Consider the following 19,405-nt stretch of genomic DNA (forward strand, 5'->3'; position numbering starts at 1 on the left):
GCGTAAAGAAAACGCGTAAGCGTTTTTAGCCCGCGGGCGAGGACGCCGGCAGGCGGCCGAAGCCGGTGCGGATTTGCGAAGCAAATACGCGGATTCTCCGCGCAAAGCCTCTACAAGGTGGAGCAGTCAATTTGGGACGGGGCTATTTTAGCTACCCCTATAAGCCAGTCGATATTAGTTCCGGTCCCCAATAATTCGTCGACAGTCAAAGGGCAGCTAAAATAGCCCCGTCCCAAATTGACTACTCACGTTGACGCCTCAAGCGGAAGTTGCATCCCAGAATCTACGCTCAGAATGGGATGCATTTTCCGGATGGGTTGTTGGCGGAAAGTCCATCCCGGAATCGCCCCCCAGAACGGGACGTGCTTTCCGCCAGCCGCCCCGTCCTCCTCAACTCCAAAACCCATGCGCTCGCCATCTCAAAACTGGGTAGAAGAAGGCCAAAACGAAACAGTAGGAGGTCAACATGACGGCAGAAGATAAGGCAAAGAACGCCGGCAAGGTCGCGCTCGTCTTGGAGGGCGGCAGTTTTCGCGGGCAGTTTACCGCGGGCGTGCTCGACGTCCTCATGGAGGCTGGCGTCGAGATTCCGGCTGTCTACGGTGTATCGGCCGGCGCCCTCAACGGCGTGAACTACAAGTCGCACCAGATCGGCCGTGCCAACCGCATCAACCTGGCTTTCTGCAACGACAACCGCTTCATGGGCGCCGCATCGTTTGCCTCCACGGGTTCCATCGTGGGTTACGACTTCATCTTCAACGATGTCCAGGACCGCTTGGATCCCTTTGACAACGAGGCATTCGACGCGAGCCCCATCGAGATGTACGCCGTCGCGACGGACATGCTCTTTGGAACCGCTGCATACCTGCCGGTCAAAAGCGCCGTGCTCGACCTCGATGCCGTGCGCGCCTCGACGTCGCTGCCGCTGGTGACGCCGCCGGTCGAGATCGACGGGCACAAATACGTCGACGGCGGCGTAGCCGATTCGGCCCCCATCGAACACGTGCTGGAGGAGGCGGGCTTCGATCGCGCGGTTGTCATTGTCACGCAGGACCGCTCGTACGAGAAAAAGCCCTACGAGTTTATGCCTGCCGCACGCGCCCGCTATGCCGACTACCCCTATCTGCTCGAGGCTATCGAGACGCGCCACGACCGCTATAACATCCAGCGCATGCATCTGTGGAAGTATGAGCGCGAGGGCCGCGCGCTGGTCGTTGCCCCGCAAAAGCCTGTCGAGGTCGGTCACGTCGAGCACGATCCGGCAAAGCTTCTCGACCTGTATATTCAGGGTCGTCAGGAGGCAAAGCATCTGCTGAGTGATATCGAGGCATTCGTCGAGCGCTAGCGTCGCGACATCATTACCGATGGACGACATGTGCAGAAAGTCTGGTCAGAGCCAAAATACCTGTTGACTCGGGCGACGAGCGGGGTAATATGGACGGGTTACTTGCAGAGCCCCGTGAATCTCTGTAACAACACGTACTGTACATGGAGGAGTCTAAGTGATTTCGAAATCGACTCACTACGCCAAGCAGGGCGAGGTCCAGCGCAACTGGGTTCTCGTCGACGCCGATGGTGCTGTCCTGGGCCGTCTTGCCACCCAGATCGCAATGATTCTGCGCGGTAAGAACAAGCCCCAGTTCACGCCCAACAGCGACTGCGGCGACTTCGTTGTCGTCATCAACGCCGATAAGGTCCAGCTTACCGGTAACAAGGCCGACACGAAGACCTATTATCGCCACAGCGGCTACAACGGCGGCCTCAAGGCTGAGAGCTTCCACCAGGCTATGGAGAAGCACCCGGAGAAGGTCATCGAGCGCGCCGTTCGCGGCATGCTGCCCAAGACCACCCTCGGCCGTGCCCAGATGACCAAGCTTAAGGTCTACGCTGGTGCCGAGCATCCGCATGCTGCCCAGAACCCCACGAAGATTGAGCTGGAGGCTTAAAGATGGCTGAGAACACCGTTGTCTACCAGGGTACCGGCCGTCGTAAGAACGCCGTCGCCCGCGTCCGTCTCGTCCCCGGCACCGGCAAGGTGACCATCAACAAGCGTGACGCCGAGCAGTATTTCGGCCGTCATCAGCTCGTTGAGAACGCCCTTGCTCCCTTCAAGGTGACCGATACCGCCGGTCAGTTCGACGTTATCGCTCTGTGCGATGGCGGCGGCATCTCCGGTCAGTCCGGCGCTCTGCGCCTGGGCATCGCTCGCGCTCTTCTGAACGCTGGCGACTACCGTGCTGACCTCAAGAAGGCCGGTTTCCTTACGCGCGATGCTCGCGTGGTCGAGCGCAAGAAGTACGGCCTCAAGAAGGCCCGCCGCGCTCCCCAGTTCTCCAAGCGCTAAGGTTTTATCTCCTTACGAGATACAATGTACAAGCGGGGCCTGCCGATTGCTCGGCGGGTCCCGCTTTTCTTTTTCGACTAGGGTGGGCGAGTGCGTTTTGCCCACTTGGGAAGGAGCGATCCTATGCCCCAGAACATCTTTGGCACCGACGGCGTCCGTGGCGTCGCCAACGCCGACCTCTCGTGCGACCTCGCGTTTCGCCTTGGCCGTGCGGCGACCAAGTTCCTCGGTCCGGACATTTGCGTTGGCCGCGACACGCGTCTTTCGGGCACCATGCTCGAGAGCGCTCTGACCGCTGGCATTATGGCCGAGGGCGGTCGCCCGCACTGCTGCGGCGTTATCCCTACGCCGGCCGTGGCGCTGCTCACCGTCCAAAACGACCTCGACGGCGGCATCGTCATCTCCGCTTCGCACAATCCGCCGGAGTTTAACGGCATCAAGTTCTTTAGCAGCAAGGGCATGAAGCTTCCCGATGCCGTTGAAGAAGAGATCAGCGCCTGGGTCATGTCCGAGGAGGCCATGGCTGCCGACACGCTGCCGACCGGCGCTGGTGTGGGCCACATCATCAAGATGAAGGACGCTCGCAAAGCATACGTCGACCACGCTATCAGCACCCTCGACGGCCTTAAGCTCGACGGCCTGGTCGTTGCCGTTGACTGCGGTCACGGTGCTTCCTGCCAGACCACGCCTGCCGCGCTTCAGCGTCTGGGCGCCACGGTACACGCCATCAATACCGACTGCTGTGGCACCGACATCAATGTCGAGTGCGGCTCCACTCATCTTGAGCCCCTGCGCGAGCTCGTGCTGCGCACCCACGCCGACATCGGCCTGGCCCACGACGGTGATGCCGATCGCGTGCTGTTCGTGGACAGCGAGGGCAACGAGATCGATGGTGACTACATCCTGGCCATCTGCGGCTCTGACCTCGCCGCTCGCGGCAAGCTCGCCAACTCCGAGATCGTCTCGACCGTTATGTGCAACTTGGGCTTTTCCATCGCTATGAAGGAACAGGGCTTTGAGATGGTGCAGACCGCCGTGGGCGACCGCTACGTGCTGGAGCGTATGCTCGCGGACGGCGCCGTTATCGGCGGCGAGCAGTCCGGCCACATCATCTTCCTGGAGCACAACACCACCGGCGATGGCCTGGTGACGGCGCTGCAGCTGCTGGCCGTGCTCAAGCGCACTGGCCGCACCCTCACCGACCTCGCCGGCATCATGAAGAAGTACCCGCAGGTGCTCGTCAACGTGCATTCCGACAACAAGGCCGGTCTGGACGATTGCCAGCCCATTTGGGACGCTGTCGCTGCCGCCGAGAAGGAGCTTAACGGTCGCGGCCGCATTCTGGTGCGCCCGAGCGGTACCGAGCCGCTGGTTCGCGTGATGGCCGAGGCCGAGACGCACGAGCTGACTCAGCGCGTCGTTGACGACATCGTCGAGGTTGTCAAGCGCGAACTTCCCTAATGGTCAAAAACCAATGCCAAGTGGTAAACTACTAAAACTGGTTTTGATTATTGGTATGTCCAAGGGGGAGCATGTTCACTAAAGTCCTAAGGTCTTTTGGTATGCGTGGTCGGGTCCTTACGCTGGATGCTCCCATCTCGGGCGATGTCATTCCGCTTTCCGAGGTTAACGACCAGACGTTTGCCACTGGCCTTTTGGGCCAAGGCGTTGCCATTCGGCCTACGGGCACGCGCGTGATTGCACCTGCGGATGCCAAGATCGAGGCGATTTTTCCAACGGGACACGCCGTTGCGCTCAACACGGTCGATGGCTTGGATGTTTTAATCCACGTTGGACTCGATACCGTTCAGCTTGAGGGCAAACACTTTACCGTGCATGCACAGGTGGGCGATATCGTCCATAAGGGCGATGTGCTTATCGAGTTTGAACGCGAGGCAATCGAGGCCGAGGGCTACGATGTGACGGTTCCCATTTTGGTGTGCAACTCTGTTGAGTTCTCGAGCATCAAGGGCTCCGTCGGCGAGCATGTCGAGGAGATGGATCAGCTCATCGTCGCTCGCGAGCGCTAACTCGTTCGCTTGCCCTTTGGCCTACAATTCAAACACGTTTACGGAGGGCGCCCTTGAAAGAGGGCGCCCTTCGTGGCAAGATGAAAAATGTCCGAGGCTAAAAGGCTTCGGGTCACCGTGGACGGGCAGGGGCCTCGACGCGGCTAGACACGAGATACATACATTACGCGACCTCGCCCTGGTGGCCGCACACGTTGGTTGCGGCCGACGCAGGCCGCGGGCAAGTGCTTGTAAGGGGAGCCTTGCCTCTCTTCTACGAGAAAGGATGCGTAATGAAGATCATTAAAGCTAAAGACTACGAGGATATGAGCCGCAAGGCCGCCAATATCATCTCGGCGCAGGTTATCCTTAAGCCCGATTGCGTGCTCGGTCTTGCCACCGGCTCCACTCCGATTGGCGCCTACAAGCAGCTCGCCGATTGGTACAAGAAGGGCGATATTGACTTCTCCGAGGTCAGCACCTATAACCTGGACGAGTATCGCGGCCTTTCGCACGATGATCCCCAGAGCTATCACTACTTCATGCGCGAGAACTTCTTCGATCACATCAACGTCGATCTGAATAACACGCACGTGCCCGATGGCTCCAACCCCGATGCCGCCGCTGCCTGCTCCGAGTACGATAAGCTCGTCGCTGCCGCCGGTTACCCGGATCTGCAGCTGCTCGGCATTGGTAATAACGGTCATATTGGCTTCAACGAGCCCGATGACCACTTCTCCAAGGGTACGCACTGCGTCGACCTCACCGAGAGCACCATTCAGGCCAACAGCCGCCTGTTCGATAGCATCGACGACGTTCCCCGCCAGGCTTACACCATGGGTACCCAGACCATCATGTATGCCCGCATGATCCTGGTCGTCGCCAACGGCGAGGCCAAGGCTCAGGCTGTTCACGATATGTGCTATGGCCCGGTTACGCCCGAGTGCCCGGCTTCGATCCTGCAGCTGCACACCAACTGCGTCGTCGTTGCCGACGAGGCTGCCCTTTCGCTCTGCGAGTAGTACAATCCGAGCGATTTGTTATTACTTTGTTACAGGCTCCCGTTCTGCGGGGGCCTTTTTTATTATGCATATGTGGGATGGCGGCTAGCTTATAGACTCATGGGCTCCTATGCTGCGTCCGTCCGCAATATCTGCCAGCGGAATCAGAATGAGCGCGGGCTTTATGGTGTGCATAACATTAGCTTGCCAAAAGCTTGACGGTGGTGCCTCGTATAGTGTGATGCATTCTCTAGCATATTCTATTCAAATATGCTACTAATGAGTCGCAAACGGTAGCAGCGCGTAGGCGAGTTGCGCAACAAAATATTACAAGCCCCATTGCGTTACACTGCCAAATGAGTGGGACATGCTGGCAAGCGCATTGACCTGCGCAAAGACCGGTTGGTTGGGGGAAAAGTTTCAATCGGCGCTCGCTGAACAAAAACTTGCCAAATGCGAACCGAAAGACAACCTAAAACTCTGCGTCGTTCGATTTACGGGATGGCTTGGGCTGTCTTGCGATTACGGTGTCCATGTGGCCGAGGTAAGGAGCGAGCATGATGAACGGGCTGAACGATACGGACGATCTCGAATTGGCGCCATTGGGCACAGGTTATATGGTCCGACGTGATCGCCTGATGAGCGAGTTGATTGTCAAGGGCCGCAAGGCGGGCATTGTGTTGCTCTATGCACCAGATGGGTTTGGGAAAACATCGATATTGCTTCAGTACACTCAGGAAGTCAAAAGCGACCCGACGCGCGGTCTGGTACGAATCATCGAGGCTGACCGCGCGATTGCCCGCGAGGTGTTTATACAGCTCGAAGTGGTCACAGATGAACTTGAGGACAAACCGCGATCGTTGATTGCGATCGATAACGTCCCCAACCTCGATCAGCAAGATACCGAGGAGCTTATCGATCGAATTCGAGGCCTGCGCACTATGGGGATCGGGGTCTTTGTCACCTGCCGTCCCTCAAATCGCCAGTTGATTCGCGGGCTGGGTGACTCGGTCAAGATCAATGCGCAGATGCTCAAGGTGCATGCCTATGAGTATTCGGCTTGGGCATCGGCGTTCTCGATTAGCACGTCGCTCGATTTTTACCAGCTCACACAGGGTGTTCCCGAGTTGGTTTCGGCTATGCAGACGGGGCTGTACGGAGAGGGCGACGTTGCCAGCTTGCTCGAAAACGAGATTGTCAACGTATACGGTGCAGCACTTGCCGATATGGCATCAATCGATAACGGCGCCCTATTTAACGTGGCGTGCGTGATGGCCCTGATGGGCGAGGGCAAGATTGCGGAACTTGAGGCATGCGGTGTCAGGCTTTCCATGATCGATCAGTCCTATCTTGTTCGTGATTATCCGATTTTTGGTGTCGATCCGGTCGACCGAAGCTTTACGTGTATGGGCACCGAGGATAACGCGCGCCTGAGATTACGAAAAATGGTTGCGGAAATTCGTCCAGAGCTCGTTATGCGCGCGGCACGCATTCTGCTCAAGGCGGGCCGATGCGATGCTGCGATGGATTTGGCAGATGCCTTTTTGGATCGCGATGCCGTCCTTGAGCTTGCTGGACAGTATGGTGTCGATTTGGCTCTGACTGGGCATGGAGGGGATGTCTGTCGCGCGGTACTGAGGACGACGGATGCCGACAAGCCCGCGTTGGAGCCGACGCCCACCGAGGCACTTGGTGTCTATTTGGCGGCGGTAAGCGTTTCGAATACTAAACTGGCCCGGTATATGGCCTCGATTGTCGAACATGCGAGCGCACAGTCGGTCCGCGAGATTGATTTGGTTTCTTGGAAAGTCGCCCAGGTGCTTACGGTCGTCTGTTATGGAGATTGCGAGCTTGGGCTTCCAGCCAATCCTGCTCTTCCAAAAAATGAGGCATCTTGTGCTGCGCTCGATATGCTGTCGGCGCATATCGAGGTTAAGAGCCGGCTGACCGAACAGGCGAAAGACGGCGCAGCACTTACGGGACTCAAGGCGAACAAGGTATATGATTGCGAACTCGATATTGCAGAGATTCTCATACGGGCAGATCGGATGTTGGTGGAGCTCTTCGATGGGTCCTTTATGGGAATCGATGAGCGTGACGACGAGATGTCTCGGACACGGGAGGCACTCGATGCTCGTGGGCTTAAGGCACCGGCTGTCTGGGTGCGTATGGTGCTGGCGGCACGGCGTCTGCTTGCAGGCCTGCCAATGACTGACGATACGGCGTTTAATGAGCTCGATCGCTTTGCCGTGCGCGTGCGTGACAATCAAATCCAGCTGTTTGGCCTGCTACTCGAAGGCTGGCAGGCGCTCGCCGAGGGACGCCCGGTCAACGCGAAGTTCCGCGCGGTCCAGGTACTCAAGCTTGCTGACGAGTCGATCGCATACATGCGCGACAACGCGTTGCTGTTGGAGCGTGCATCAAGCCTTCGCAATACGTCGATGGTGTCGGTACGAGAAGAGGCAGAGCTGCTCGACCTAAGTCGGACACAAGTCGGCGGCGCGGAGGCTTGGGTCGTAGCGCTGCATTTGGCGTCTGCGGGCCGTGACAGCGATCTTGCCGCCTGGATGTCTATGAATCGTTCTGGGATTCTGGAGCCAGCGTATCGGCTGTTTGCACGCCTTGCGATGCATTGCCTGGGCGAGCCTGCTGCCAAGATTCGAAAGAAGCTCCCGGTGCGTGAGTTATCGCGATATTCGCTGCGCGACGATTTGGAGGGAGAGAGCGAGCGGCTGTTCCAGGTCGGCGAGGTCGAACCCGTCGACGCTATCGATCATATCGAGATTCGCATGTTTGGCGCGTTTCGTGCCGAGCGCGACGGATTTCCCATCACAGACAAGATGTGGCGTCGTAAGAAAGCGGCAACGCTTGCCGAGCGGCTTGCGTTGGGTATCGATTCGTTTGTCGATCGCGAGACCTTGGCTATGGAACTGTGGCCACATGCCGAGTACAGTAGCGCCCGTAACAACTTGTATTCGACTGTGTCACGCTTACGATCCGCTTTGGGACCCACGCCAGATGGCAAGTCGTGCGTCCTGATTCAAAACGACTGCCTTGGCCTCAACAGGGATTACGTTAAGACCGATGTGAAGCTATTTGAGCAGATAAGCCGCGAGATTTTGGGTAATCGCACAAGAGTGCGTGGGCCTCACCTGGTCGAGCTGTGTCTTAAGATCGAACAGCTCTATACCGGACCGCTGTATATCCCCAACGGTTGCAATCCGACGTACTTTTTGCGCATGCGCCGCATCATGCAGTCGAAGTTTATCGACTGCATGATTGTGGGAGCAAGCGCTGCCTTGGAAGAAAACGACCTGCAGTCGGCAATCTGGCTGGTAGAAGCGGGGCTACGTCAGGAGACCGCACGCGAGGACATGGTGCGATGCGCCATGCGCGTGTACGGAGCGGCGGGGAGACGCCGCGATATCGTCGAGCTCTATAGCGGGCATATCCATCATCTTAAGGAACAGGTCGCAGGCGTTCCCGAGCCCGAGACCAAGCGTCTCTACGAGCGTTTGGTCGAAAGCAGGGTCAACCGACCGTTCATTGAGCGATAAAAAACGGGCACCCGCATCATTCGGACGCCCGCAGGCTTGCTCTGTGTGAACCGATCGGCCCTTAGACAAGCTTGATCTTCTCGATATCCTTGCGCGAGGACTCTCGATACAGCGAGAACTTGCGGCCGATAACCTGAACGACGTCGGCGTGGCAGCGCTCGGCGAGTTCCTCGGCGGCCTCGCGGGCAGAAAGGCTGGAGCCGTCCAGCACGGAGCACTTAACGAGCTCGTGCTTTTCCAGGTAGGCGGCCGTCTGCTCGACGGTACCCTCGTTGACATCGGACTTACCGATGATGATGGCGGGGTTGAGGTGATGGGCCATGCTGCGAAGCTGCTTGACCTGGGCTCCTGTCAGTGCCATGGGATCTCGCTTTCTATGTATGGGGCGCCCCGCGATGGGGCCTTAATCTACGTGAGCTGTCCCACGATAGCGCAGGAACGGCGCGGTGTGGAGCGCGTTTGCCAGTTCGCAAAGAATGCGGATGCCGGGCGGGTAGACGATGCATACTTTAGATGGGCTACGGTCGGGGCGCAGAGACCGGCTCCCAGGCAATGAACGCCCATCGGACCTTGCGGATGTGGTCGAGCATGTAACGTCCCTGCGGCACGCCCTTGGATCCCGGCTTGCCGGCATGGGGATTCTCGATCATATGTTGGGCGATATAGTCGCGCAGACGATTGATCTTATCCTCGTTGCCATGCTCGAGCATACGGGAGAGGTCCGCCACGCCGGCCTCGAGGCTATCGAAGGTGTCACGACGGGGCGATTCAAAATACGTGACCTGCGGTAGTGCACCCATCTGAATAAGGATGTTAAAGGCGTACACAAAACCATTGCTGCGGGTAACCGAGGCGCCGATGGCATTCATCACGTGCAGGTCATAGCGCGGGCTGGAGTTGGCGACCATCGTGACAGCACAGCGCCGCCGAGCCGTACGGTCGAGCTTGGCAAGCGCGCCTTTTAGGTCGTTCGTAGTAACCGAGCGACTCGCAAAGGCAACATCTACCGCTTTCGCGACCGGTCCAACCAAATCCCAGTCATCATCCCAAGCAAGCTCAAGCGGTGTAATGCGATCCTCGAGCCCATAGTACTCAATGCCAGCATCAAGCGTGCCCAACATAGCAGGGGAAAAATCAGCGGCAATCACGGGATGTCCAGCCTGAGCAAGCGGAACAGCAATCGACCCAGCCCCACACCCCATATCGAGCACCGACTCGCCGGGCTCAAGCGCCAGCAGCTTTATAAAATCTCGGGCGTAGGGGGCAGTCTCCAGTGGACGAAAATGCCGAGCACGTTTGTCCCACTCAAAAGAATCATCAGCCCGCCGCCGAGCAGCCTGTAGACGCATCCATTCGCCATTCCAATCCGCAGAAAGAAGCTCAGATTGAATTACACCATCAGCCACGGGCCATCCCCCTTACAACAAAAAAGCGGCCCCTCCCAAAAGAAGAGCCGCAACAAGCATATATCAGAAAAAGAACCGTTCCAACGCCAAACCGCCGCACCAGCCAAGTGGTGCAGGAGCGAAGCAACTGCAACCGGGATAGAACCCAACTGAGGTCCCGTTGTGCGGGAGCCCCGGTGAGGGCAAATATATAAGGTCGATCGCGAGTTCCGCACGAGCCGGAGAGCACTTAATGTGCTCTCCGTGCGAGTCAGGACTGTCCGAGCAGGCGACCTTATATATTTGCCCTCACCGGGGCTCCTCGCCAGTCCCCCTCAGCTAGTTCTTGAGCGAGTTCAGCGGCGCCGGGAAGCGTCCACCGCGGTGGGCAAGCACGGTGCCGGCGTTGGGGTTCACCGGCATGATGGGCGCACGGCCAAACAGGCCGCCATACTCGACGCAGTCGCCCACGCCCTTGCCGATGGCGGGGATCACGCGCACGGCCGTGGTCTTATTGTTGATGACGCCGATGGCCATCTCGTCGGCGATAATGCCGGCGATAGTCTCGACCGGGGTGTCGCCGGGAATGGCGATCATGTCCAGGCCAACGGAGCACACGCAGGTCATGGCCTCGAGCTTCTCGAGCGAAAGCGCGCCGGCCTCGACGGCGGCGATCATGCCGGCGTCCTCGGACACGGGGATAAAGGCGCCCGAGAGGCCGCCCACGCTGGAGCTGGCCATGACGCCGCCTTTCTTGACGGCATCGTTGAGCATGGCGAGCGCGCAGGTCGTGCCGGGGCCACCGCAGGTGCCCACGCCGATGATCTCGAGGATGCGCGCGACGGAGTCGCCGACGGCAGGCGTAGGCGCTAGCGACAGGTCGACAATGCCCTTCTCGACACCTAGGCGACGGGCAGCCTCGCGACTCATGAGCTCGCCGGCACGGGTGATCTTAAAGGCGGTCTGCTTAATCTTTTCGGCGACTTCCATCATCGATGCGGAATCGGGCAGCTTCTCCAGGGCTGCGGCCATAACGCCGGGGCCCGAGACGCCTACGTTGATGACGGCGTCGGCCTCGCCACCGCCGTGAACGGCGCCCGCCATAAACGGGGAGTCCTCGACCATGTTGGCAAAGCAGACAAACTTGGAAGCACCGACGGAATCCTCATCTGCCGTAAGCTTGGCGGCATCGATGATGGTCTGAGCCGCCATGAGCACGGCGTCCATGTTGATGCCGGCGCGCAGGCTGGCGACGTTGACGCTGGAGCAGACGCGGCTGGTGGTAGCAAGCGCCTGGGGGATGGACTGGATGACGCGGCGGTCGGCGTCGCCGATGCCCTTCTGGACGAGTGCGGAGAAGCCGCCCAGGTAATCGATGCCGAGCGTCTCGGCCGCGCGGTCGAGGGCATGCGCGATGGGGGTGAGGTCCTCATCCTTGCAGCACGCGGCGATCTGCGCCACCGGGGTGACGGAAACGCGCTTGTTGACAATGGGGATGCCGTACTCGCGCTCGAGGTTCTCGGCGGTCTCGACCAGATGCTCAGCCGTGTGCGTCACGTGGTCGTAGATCTTCGTGCACATGCGCTCGAGGTTCTCGTCGCCGCAACCCATGAGCGAAACACCCATGGTGATGGTCCTGATGTCGAGGTTCTGCTCCTCAACCATGCCGCGGGTTTCCGCGATTTCTGCGGGCGTGATCGCCATCCTTGCACTCCTATCTGCCAAAACGAGCATAGTCTTGTCTATTCTAACGTGCCACACGTGCCAAGTGGCGCATGCGGCACGTTTTGGTGCTCGGTTGTTTCCGTTGTGTTACTGCCCAAAGACCTCTTCGGCGATACGAGCGCTTTCGGCGGCGTCCTTGGCGTAGTAGTCCGCGCCGATCTGCTTGGCGTATTCGGGGGTGAGTACGGCGCCGCCTACGATGATCTTGACGCCCGGCACCTCGGCATGAAGCAACTTGATGGTCTCCTCCATAGCGACGACCGTGGTGGTCATAAGCGCCGAGAGGCCGACGAGCTTGATGTCGCGCTCCCGTACGGTCTTGAGCACCTCCTGCGGGTCGACGTCGCGGCCTAGGTCAAAGACGGTATAGCCGTAGTTATCGAGCAGCATCTTGACGATGTTCTTACCGATGTCGTGGATGTCGCCTTTGACGGTGGCCACGCAGATTTTGCCCTTGTCGGCAATCTCGCCGGCGGGCATCAGGCGCTTGATGGTGTCAAAACCCACGCGCGCGGCCTCGGCCGAGGCCATGAGCTGCGGCAAGAAGAACTTTCCCTGGTCAAAGAGAACGCCAACCTCGTCGAGGGCGGGGATAAAGTGGTTGTTGATGAGGTCCATGGCGTCGTGGTCTGCCAGCAGACGCTCGGTCTCGGCCGCAATCTCGCCTTTGCGGCCCGAGACGACCATGCGACGAATCGGGTCGTCGTTGCCGGCGGTGCCAGCGGCGGGCACAGTGTCGGTCGATACTGTCTGAGCCGCCGCCGGGTTCGCGGCGATCTTGTACGGATCGGTCCAGCCGGCGTAGCGCTCGATGTATCCGGTTGAGCCCTCGTCCTCAACGCTCAAGACGCGATAGCTGTAGACGGTATCCATAAAGCGCTTGGAGCCCGGGTTCATGATGGGGGCGTCCAGACCCGCGCCAAAAGCGGCAGCCAAAAAGACCGAGCCCAGCAGCGGGCGGGCGGGCAGACCAAAGCTGATGTTCGACACGCCGAGCGCGCATTTGACGCCCAGACGCTCCTTACACAGGGACATGGCGCGCAGAATCTGCTCGGCTTGGCGTTGATTGGTCGAGGCGGTCATGACCAGACAGTCGATGAGGATGCGGTCCGGTCCGATGCCGTAGCGGGCGGCCTCGGCCACGATGCGCTCGGCGATGGCGAAGCGAGCCTCGGCGGTATCGGGAATGCCGCCTTCGTCGAGCGTGAGGCCGACGACGTTGGTGCCGTAATGGGCGACCAGCGGAAAGATCTCATCCATGATCTGCTGCTTGCCATTGACCGAGTTGATGATGGGCTTGCCGGCGTAGCGGCGCACGGCGGCCTCGACGGCTGCGGGGTCGGTGGAGTCGATTTGCAACGGCAGCAGCGTGGAACCCTGGAGCTGCTCGGTGACCTGTTGGATGATCTTGACCTCGTCGATCTCGGGCAGGCCCACGTTGACGTCCAGGATGTCGGCGCCTTGCTCCTGCTGGCTGATGCCCTGGCTTACGACGTAGTCCAGGTCGCCGTCGCGTAGGGCCTGCTGCAGGCGCTTTTTGCCGGTGGGATTGATGCGCTCGCCGATGACGGCGATCTTGTGGCCGTCACAGGGGAGGTCCACCACGGTCTGGGCGCTTGTGACCGACATGCTGGGCTTGCGGTGGCGCGGACTGGGCGTGTGGGTATCGATAAGCGTGCACAGCGCTGCCATGTGCGCCGGCGTGGTTCCGCAGCAACCGCCCACGACGCTCACGCCGTCGGCGATCATGCCGGCGACGGCCTTGGCGTATTCGGGGGCCTGGATGTCAAAGACGGTGTTACCGTCGTCGTCCACGTGGGGGAGTCCCGCGTTGGCCTGCACCATAACGGGCTTGTCGGTAACGGTGAGCATGCGTGCGGCGAGCCCTCGGAGCTCGGCCGGTCCCTGGCTGCAGTTGATGCCCAGGACGTCGGCGCCGATGGCGTCGAGCGTGATAGCGGCAACCTCGGGACTCGTGCCCAGGAAGGTACGGCCGTCCTCCTCAAAGGTCATGGTGGCAAAGACGGGCAGCTCGGAGTTCTCGCGGCAGGCAAGGACCGCCGCCTTGATCTCGGCAAGGTCGGTCATGGTCTCGATAATAAAGAGGTCCACACCCGCGTCGACGCCAGCGCGCACTTCCTCGGCAAAGAGGTCATAGGCCTCGTCGAAGCTGAGGGTACCCAAGGGGCGAAGCAGCGCACCGATGGGGCCGATATCGCCGGCGACGTAGCGGGCACCGGCCGCGCGGGCGCAGGCGACAGCGGCGGCAAAGACATCTGCCACGGTGGCGGCACCGTCGAGCTTGTGGGCGTTGGCGCCAAAGGTGTTGGCGGTGATCACATCGCAGCCGGCCTCGACATACTGACGCTGAATATCGGTAATGACCTGGGGCTCCTCAAAGTTGAGCAGCTCGGGCAGGGCGCCGGCCTTCATGCCGGCCGCCTGCAGCATGGTGCCCATGCCGCCGTCGAACAGCAGGTGCCCCGTGCCCTCGATGGCGGCGCGCAGGCGATCGTCCTTAATGTAAAGGTCGTCGATCGTGCGCGTCTTGTACGTGGCGCCCTTGCGGCGGGCAGCATCAACGGGCGCCGCCAGCGCGGCGCCGTCCAGATCATGAGTGATAAGCGGAGTAAACATCGGGGGCTCCTAATGGCTGGAATAGCAGGTGGTGTGGGCGGCGCGGAAGCGGCAGTGCTCGCGCATGCGGCAGATATTGCAGGTGGGGCGACTCTGGGCGTCGTGGACCTCGCCGTCAAACAGGCCGATCACCGCGGTCACGCTCTTGGTGGGCATGAGCAGGCTGGTAGGTGTGACGGTAAGCCCGATGAGCCTCGTGGCGTTGAGTGCAGCCACGATTGAACGCTGAGCCGTAAGCGGGCAGTCGCCGTAGCCGGGACTGAAGCGCCAGTTACCGGCGAGTCCGTGTGCGGCGGCCGCAGCCTTGACCTGCTGGTCCATCTGCTCGACGGCAGCTTCCACATAGGCGGAGCACGCGGCATCGAGCACGGCTCCCTCTAGGGGCTGCTGGGCTCCCGTGGTGCGCAGACGACGCTCGGCGTCCATGCCGAGGGTGCATGCCATGAGCGCGGCAAAGCGGGCGTCTTTGAGATGTCGATAGATATCGCGACCGCGCAGCTCAACGTTGGTTCCAACCAGACGGATGCTGGGCTCTCCCTGCTCGTCCACGCCCATGGCATCGACGGCAAATACGCGGCGCACGCCACGGGGCTCAATGTCCAGCTCAAGGCGCTCGACCACAAGCTCAATACGCTGCGACAGCTCGGGCTCAATCTGCTGGCCGCCGTAACCCAGATACCGCAGCATCTCGGTACGATCGACGCGGGGATGGTGGGCATCATCGATACGGTAGAGCGCCGGCGACGCAAGGTCGGCCGGCACTTCACCAAAAGCTGTATCGATGTGCGGTTTTTCCATTACCCCAGGCGCTCCATAATGGTTGCGGCGATCGCAGGACGATTCATAGTGTACAGGTGCAGGCCGTCGGCGCCGTGTTCCTTAAGGTCGCAAAGCTGGCGGGCTGCATAATCTACACCGGCTGCCTGCAGGCTCTCGGGGTCATTCTCGTACTTGGCGAGAATCTTGATGACGGGGGAGGGCAGCGACGCGCCGCACATAAAGACCATGCGGCTGATCTGCGACTTGCCCATAAACGGCATGATGCCTGCGGTAATGGGCACAGTGATACCGGCCTTGTCGGCAAGCTCGCGAAAACGGTAGAAGCACTCGTTATCAAAAAAGAGCTGCGTCACAAAGAAACTCGCGCCGGCGTCCTGCTTTTGCTTGAGATATTCGACCGAAGCGTTGAGATTCTCACAGGCAATGTGGCCTTCGGGGTAGGCTGCGGCGCCCACGCAAAAGCCGGCGTTGACAAGCTCGGGGATGAGGTCGCGGGCGTAGGCGTAGTCCGAGGCGGGCTTGTCGTCCTCGCTCGCGCCGGCGGGAAGATCGCCACGCAGGGCCAGCACATTTTCTACGCCGGCGGAGCGGTATTCGTCGATCTTGGCGGCGATATCGGCATGCGTGCGGCCAACGCAGGTGAGGTGCGCCACCGAGGGCGTATCGAATTCGCTCGTAATCATATGCGCGATGGGGGCGGTGGTGGCGCCGTTGCCCGAGCCGCCGGCCGAGCAGGTGACCGAGACAAAGCTCGGCGAAAGCTTGCACAGATTGCCAGCCACCTCGCGAGCCGTGTCGAGGGTAAGCTCGCCCTTGGGCGGGAACATCTCAAACGAAACGGGCGTGGTGCCCTGGGATGCTGCCTGCTTAAAAACCTCGTCGACGCGCATATCGTGCTCCTTTAGATACATTAGCGTGATGTGTTGAAAGGATTCTACAGCACCGCTGCGCTACGGTGGAGTTTTACTCGCTATTTGGAAATATCAATCGAAGATGTTTCGCTATCGGCATTCCCTATAACAGCGTAGCTAATTTGGAGCTTTTTTACCCCATCAACCAGGTACGCAGGGTAGTCTTTTTGGGACGGGGCTTTTTTAGCTACCCAATCCGGCGCCTCCAAAGCTTGAGACCATATTTAAATAGGGCAGCTAAAAAAGCCCCGTCCCAAAAAGACTACCCGTAAACCATGTGGAGAGGTCTGCAATTTATGCAGTTGATTGACTGTTGAGGGTGGCAACATTGCCGCGATGCGGTAACCTCATTGATTAGTTTCGCGACGGCAACATAACGGTAATGTCGCGGAAACACGGCGAGTCTAAGCTATGACTCGTTCGTTAGTAATCAACACCGCTTCTCACGCGGTGCCGATACGAAGGGAGTTCCGTATGGCCGAACTTACTGACCGCTTCGGGACCATGGTGTTCTCTGAGGAAGTCATGAAGGACTACCTCCCCAAGGACATTTGGAAACGCCTTGCTGCAACCCTCGAGGACGGTGAGCCGCTCGATCTGGATGTGGCCAACGCCGTTGCCCATGCCATGAAGGTTTGGGCCATCTCCAAGGGCGCGACGCACTACGCGCACTGGTTCCAGCCGCTTTCGGGCATTACTTCCGAGAAGCACGACAGCTTCCTCGAACCCAACCACGACGGCACCGCTATTACCAAGTTTACGGGAAAGAACCTCATCCAGGGCGAGCCGGACGCCTCCAGCTTCCCCAACGGCGGCCTGCGTGCCACCTTCGAGGCCCGCGGCTATACCGCTTGGGATCCCACCAGCCCCGCCTTTATCAAGGACGATGTCCTGTGCATCCCCACGGCTTTCTGCTCCTACACGGGCGAGGCCCTGGACAAGAAGACCCCGCTGCTGCGCTCCATGACCGCGCTCTCGCGTGAGGCCAAGCGCGTTTTGGCGCTGTTTGGTAAGACCCCCAAGAAGGTCGTTCCTTCCGTGGGCGATGAGCAGGAGTACTTCCTGATCAAGAAGGACGCTTACCGCAAGCGCAGGGACCTGGTCATCACCGGCCGCACCCTCTTTGGTGCTGCTCCCTGTAAGGGCCAGGAGCTCGAGGAGCACTACTTTGGCGCTATCCGCCCCACCGTCTCGGCCTATATGAAGGACCTGGACGATGAGCTGTGGGCGCTTGGCATTCCCGCCAAGACCAAACACAACGAGGTCGCTCCCTGCCAGCATGAGCTCGCCCCCGTCTATGGCGAGGTCAACGAGGCTATCGACCAGAATCTGGTCATGATGGAGAAGATGAAGCTCATCGCCTCCCGCCACGATTTGGTCTGCCTGCTGCACGAGAAGCCCTTCGAGGGCATCAACGGTTCGGGCAAGCACAATAACTGGTCGCTTGGCACCGAGTCCGAGAATCTGCTCGATCCGGGCGACACCCCGCTCGACAACCTGCAGTTCATCGTCTTCCTCACCGCGGTGATCGAGGCCGTCGATAACTATCAGGAGCTCCTGCGTGCCTCCGTTGCCTCGGCCGGCAACGACCATCGTCTGGGCGCCAACGAGGCTCCTCCGGCGATTATGTCCATCTTCCTGGGCGACCAGCTTACCGAGGTCGTCGAGAAGATCATCGATGGCAAGGCTTCCGTCCATGCCACGCGCGGCGTGCTCGACCTGGGCGCCGATACCCTGCCCAAGCTGATGCAGGACAACACCGACCGCAACCGCACCTCTCCGTTCGCCTTCACCGGCAACAAGTTCGAGTTCCGTGCCTGCGGCTCCGAGCAGAACGTCTCCGACTCCAACCTGGTGCTCGATGCCGCCGTGGCCAAGTCGCTCAAGTCCTTCGCCGATGCACTCGAGGGTACGCCCGAGGATAAGTTCCAGGACGCCGCGCTCGAGTACTGTAAGAAGGTGCTGACCGATCACCAGCGCATCCTGTTCTCCGGCGACGGTTACTCCGACGAGTGGCCCATCGAGGCCGAGAAACGCGGCCTTGCCAACAACAAGACCACGGCCGACGCTCTTCCCGCCTTTGTTTCCGATAAGGCTATCGCGCTCTTTGAGGAGACGGGCGTTCTGACCAAGGCCGAGGCTCAGTGCCGCTACGACTGCAAGCTCGAGAAGTACAACAAGCTCATGAACATCGAGGCTACCACGATGATTCGCGAGGCACGTCGTACCTATCGTCCGGTCATTACCGCCTATGCCACCAAGGTCGCTAAGGGCCTTGAGACAATTCGTGCCGCCGGTGCTGAGGCCGCCATGCAGTGCGAGCAGAACACGCTCAACAAGCTCTGCAACGGTATCACCGCCATCAACGACTCCATCAAGGCGCTCGACGCCGTGCATCAGAAGGCCGAGGCTCTCGATGGCCAGGAGCAGGCCAATGTGTATGCACACGAGGTCGTTCCCGCTATGGATACGCTGCGTGCCGCCGTGGATGCCATGGAGGAGATCGTGGCCGCCGACTACTGGCCGGTCCCGACCTACGACGACATTCTGTTCTACGTGTAGGGCATAGCCAACATATCGTCACGGTATTAAGCCGGGGTCCGCATCGCGCGGGCCCTGGCTTTTTGATTGCGAAGGACGCTTTGGAGTCCGTTTTGCCGCCGATTTGCCGGGGTCCGCACCCTGTCGGGTTCGAATCCCGGCGTTGGGGTAGAAAAAAGCCCGCCACCGCGGGGGTAACGGGCTTCTCGTTTCAAATGGTGCCCCCAGCGGGATATCCGCGTGCGGCTGGCGCCGCCCGCCTTCGCTGCGTCGCTTCGCTCCTTGCGTGCTGCGCTGGAAAACGCTTCGCGTTTCCTCAGCTCCGCACCCTGCCGGGTTCGAATTCCGGCATATCGGTAACAAAAAGCCCACTACTGAATTGGTAACGGGCTTCTCAGATTCTGTGGTGCCCCCAGCGGGATATCCGCGTGCGGCTGGCGCCGCCCGCCTTCGCTGCGTCGCTTCGCTCCTTGCGTGCTGCGCTGGAAAACGCTTCGCGTTTCCTCAGCTCCGCA

General features: G+C 60.0%; 14 protein-coding genes. 8 read left to right on the forward strand and 6 right to left on the reverse strand.

Annotated elements, in window-relative coordinates; translation table 11 throughout:
- Positions 1 to 466: 466 nt before the first annotated feature.
- The 7 genes from ACTQX9_RS09170 (at position 467) to ACTQX9_RS09200 (ending at position 8,911) form a co-directional block, all read left to right on the forward strand.
- Positions 467 to 1,345: a patatin-like phospholipase family protein gene (locus ACTQX9_RS09170; protein ID WP_441032408.1), complete on the forward strand. Its 879-nt coding sequence runs from the start codon at positions 467 to 469 to the stop codon at positions 1,343 to 1,345.
- A 157-nt stretch (positions 1,346 to 1,502) separates the two neighbouring features.
- Positions 1,503 to 1,946 (forward strand): 50S ribosomal protein L13, encoded by a 444-nt coding sequence (gene rplM, locus ACTQX9_RS09175; RefSeq protein ID WP_370450665.1) that lies wholly within the window; start codon positions 1,503 to 1,505, stop codon positions 1,944 to 1,946.
- Positions 1,947 to 1,948: 2 nt separating this feature from the next.
- Positions 1,949 to 2,344, forward strand: coding sequence for a 30S ribosomal protein S9 (gene rpsI, locus ACTQX9_RS09180; protein WP_022094634.1), 396 nt, complete (start codon positions 1,949 to 1,951; stop codon positions 2,342 to 2,344).
- A gap of 123 nt (positions 2,345 to 2,467) precedes the next feature.
- A complete protein-coding gene (glmM, locus tag ACTQX9_RS09185; RefSeq protein ID WP_441541315.1) occupies positions 2,468 to 3,805 on the forward strand; it encodes a phosphoglucosamine mutase in 1,338 nt (445 codons plus the stop codon).
- A 101-nt stretch (positions 3,806 to 3,906) separates the two neighbouring features.
- Complete coding sequence (locus tag ACTQX9_RS09190; protein WP_427719420.1) at positions 3,907 to 4,374, forward strand: PTS sugar transporter subunit IIA; 468 nt, start codon at positions 3,907 to 3,909, stop codon at positions 4,372 to 4,374.
- Positions 4,375 to 4,646: 272 nt separating this feature from the next.
- Positions 4,647 to 5,375 (forward strand): glucosamine-6-phosphate deaminase, encoded by a 729-nt coding sequence (nagB, locus tag ACTQX9_RS09195; protein WP_441016422.1) that lies wholly within the window; start codon positions 4,647 to 4,649, stop codon positions 5,373 to 5,375.
- A 698-nt stretch (positions 5,376 to 6,073) separates the two neighbouring features.
- Positions 6,074 to 8,911: an AfsR/SARP family transcriptional regulator gene (locus ACTQX9_RS09200; protein WP_441541317.1), complete on the forward strand. Its 2,838-nt coding sequence runs from the start codon at positions 6,074 to 6,076 to the stop codon at positions 8,909 to 8,911.
- A gap of 61 nt (positions 8,912 to 8,972) precedes the next feature.
- Here the strand turns inward: ACTQX9_RS09200 and ACTQX9_RS09205 are convergent, their stop codons facing one another.
- The 6 genes from ACTQX9_RS09205 to ACTQX9_RS09230 all read right to left on the reverse strand — a co-directional run bounded on the left by ACTQX9_RS09205 (position 8,973) and on the right by ACTQX9_RS09230 (position 16,328).
- Positions 8,973 to 9,272, reverse strand: coding sequence for a YhbY family RNA-binding protein (locus ACTQX9_RS09205; protein ID WP_427795027.1), 300 nt, complete (start codon positions 9,270 to 9,272; stop codon positions 8,973 to 8,975).
- A 157-nt stretch (positions 9,273 to 9,429) separates the two neighbouring features.
- Positions 9,430 to 10,317, reverse strand: coding sequence for a methyltransferase domain-containing protein (locus ACTQX9_RS09210; protein ID WP_441541319.1), 888 nt, complete (start codon positions 10,315 to 10,317; stop codon positions 9,430 to 9,432).
- A 318-nt stretch (positions 10,318 to 10,635) separates the two neighbouring features.
- Positions 10,636 to 12,000 carry a PFL family protein gene (locus ACTQX9_RS09215; RefSeq protein WP_441541321.1) on the reverse strand — a complete coding sequence of 455 codons (1,365 nt, stop codon included), beginning with the start codon at positions 11,998 to 12,000 and terminating at the stop codon, positions 10,636 to 10,638.
- A 108-nt stretch (positions 12,001 to 12,108) separates the two neighbouring features.
- The gene (locus tag ACTQX9_RS09220) at positions 12,109 to 14,658 is read right to left on the reverse strand and encodes a homocysteine S-methyltransferase family protein (protein WP_441541323.1); all 2,550 of its coding nucleotides are present in this window, start codon (positions 14,656 to 14,658) and stop codon (positions 12,109 to 12,111) included.
- 9 nt (positions 14,659 to 14,667) lie between these two features.
- The gene (locus tag ACTQX9_RS09225; protein ID WP_441541325.1) at positions 14,668 to 15,456 is read right to left on the reverse strand and encodes a hypothetical protein; all 789 of its coding nucleotides are present in this window, start codon (positions 15,454 to 15,456) and stop codon (positions 14,668 to 14,670) included.
- On the reverse strand, positions 15,456 to 16,328 hold the full coding sequence (locus ACTQX9_RS09230) for a methylenetetrahydrofolate reductase (RefSeq protein WP_441541327.1): 873 nt from the start codon (positions 16,326 to 16,328) through the stop codon (positions 15,456 to 15,458). Before ACTQX9_RS09230 ends, ACTQX9_RS09225 begins: the two co-directional genes overlap by 1 nt.
- A gap of 495 nt (positions 16,329 to 16,823) precedes the next feature.
- On the opposite strand from ACTQX9_RS09230, the gene ACTQX9_RS09235 reads away from it, so the two are divergent.
- Positions 16,824 to 18,911, forward strand: coding sequence for a glutamine synthetase III family protein (locus ACTQX9_RS09235; RefSeq protein ID WP_441541329.1), 2,088 nt, complete (start codon positions 16,824 to 16,826; stop codon positions 18,909 to 18,911).
- The last annotated feature ends 494 nt before the right edge of the window (positions 18,912 to 19,405 follow it).

The sequence above is a fragment of the Collinsella sp. LCP19S3_F2 genome, from assembly GCF_052121015.1.
Lineage (GTDB): Bacteria > Actinomycetota > Coriobacteriia > Coriobacteriales > Coriobacteriaceae > Collinsella.

What these genes read in the sequence shown, in the direction of transcription:
- ACTQX9_RS09170 (WP_441032408.1), top strand. Translation starts at nt 467, where the DNA reads ATGACGGCAGAAGATAAGGCAAAGAACGCCGGCAAGGTCGCGCTCGTC.
- rpsI (WP_022094634.1), top strand. Translation starts at nt 1,949, where the DNA reads ATGGCTGAGAACACCGTTGTCTACCAGGGTACCGGCCGTCGTAAGAAC.
- glmM (WP_441541315.1), top strand. Translation starts at nt 2,468, where the DNA reads ATGCCCCAGAACATCTTTGGCACCGACGGCGTCCGTGGCGTCGCCAAC.
- ACTQX9_RS09190 (WP_427719420.1), top strand. Translation starts at nt 3,907, where the DNA reads ATGCGTGGTCGGGTCCTTACGCTGGATGCTCCCATCTCGGGCGATGTC.
- nagB (WP_441016422.1), top strand. Translation starts at nt 4,647, where the DNA reads ATGAAGATCATTAAAGCTAAAGACTACGAGGATATGAGCCGCAAGGCC.
- ACTQX9_RS09205 (WP_427795027.1), bottom strand. Translation starts at nt 9,272, where the DNA reads ATGGCACTGACAGGAGCCCAGGTCAAGCAGCTTCGCAGCATGGCCCAT.
- ACTQX9_RS09215 (WP_441541321.1), bottom strand. Translation starts at nt 12,000, where the DNA reads ATGGCGATCACGCCCGCAGAAATCGCGGAAACCCGCGGCATGGTTGAG.
- ACTQX9_RS09220 (WP_441541323.1), bottom strand. Translation starts at nt 14,658, where the DNA reads ATGTTTACTCCGCTTATCACTCATGATCTGGACGGCGCCGCGCTGGCG.
- ACTQX9_RS09225 (WP_441541325.1), bottom strand. Translation starts at nt 15,456, where the DNA reads ATGGAAAAACCGCACATCGATACAGCTTTTGGTGAAGTGCCGGCCGAC.
- ACTQX9_RS09230 (WP_441541327.1), bottom strand. Translation starts at nt 16,328, where the DNA reads ATGCGCGTCGACGAGGTTTTTAAGCAGGCAGCATCCCAGGGCACCACG.
- ACTQX9_RS09235 (WP_441541329.1), top strand. Translation starts at nt 16,824, where the DNA reads ATGGCCGAACTTACTGACCGCTTCGGGACCATGGTGTTCTCTGAGGAA.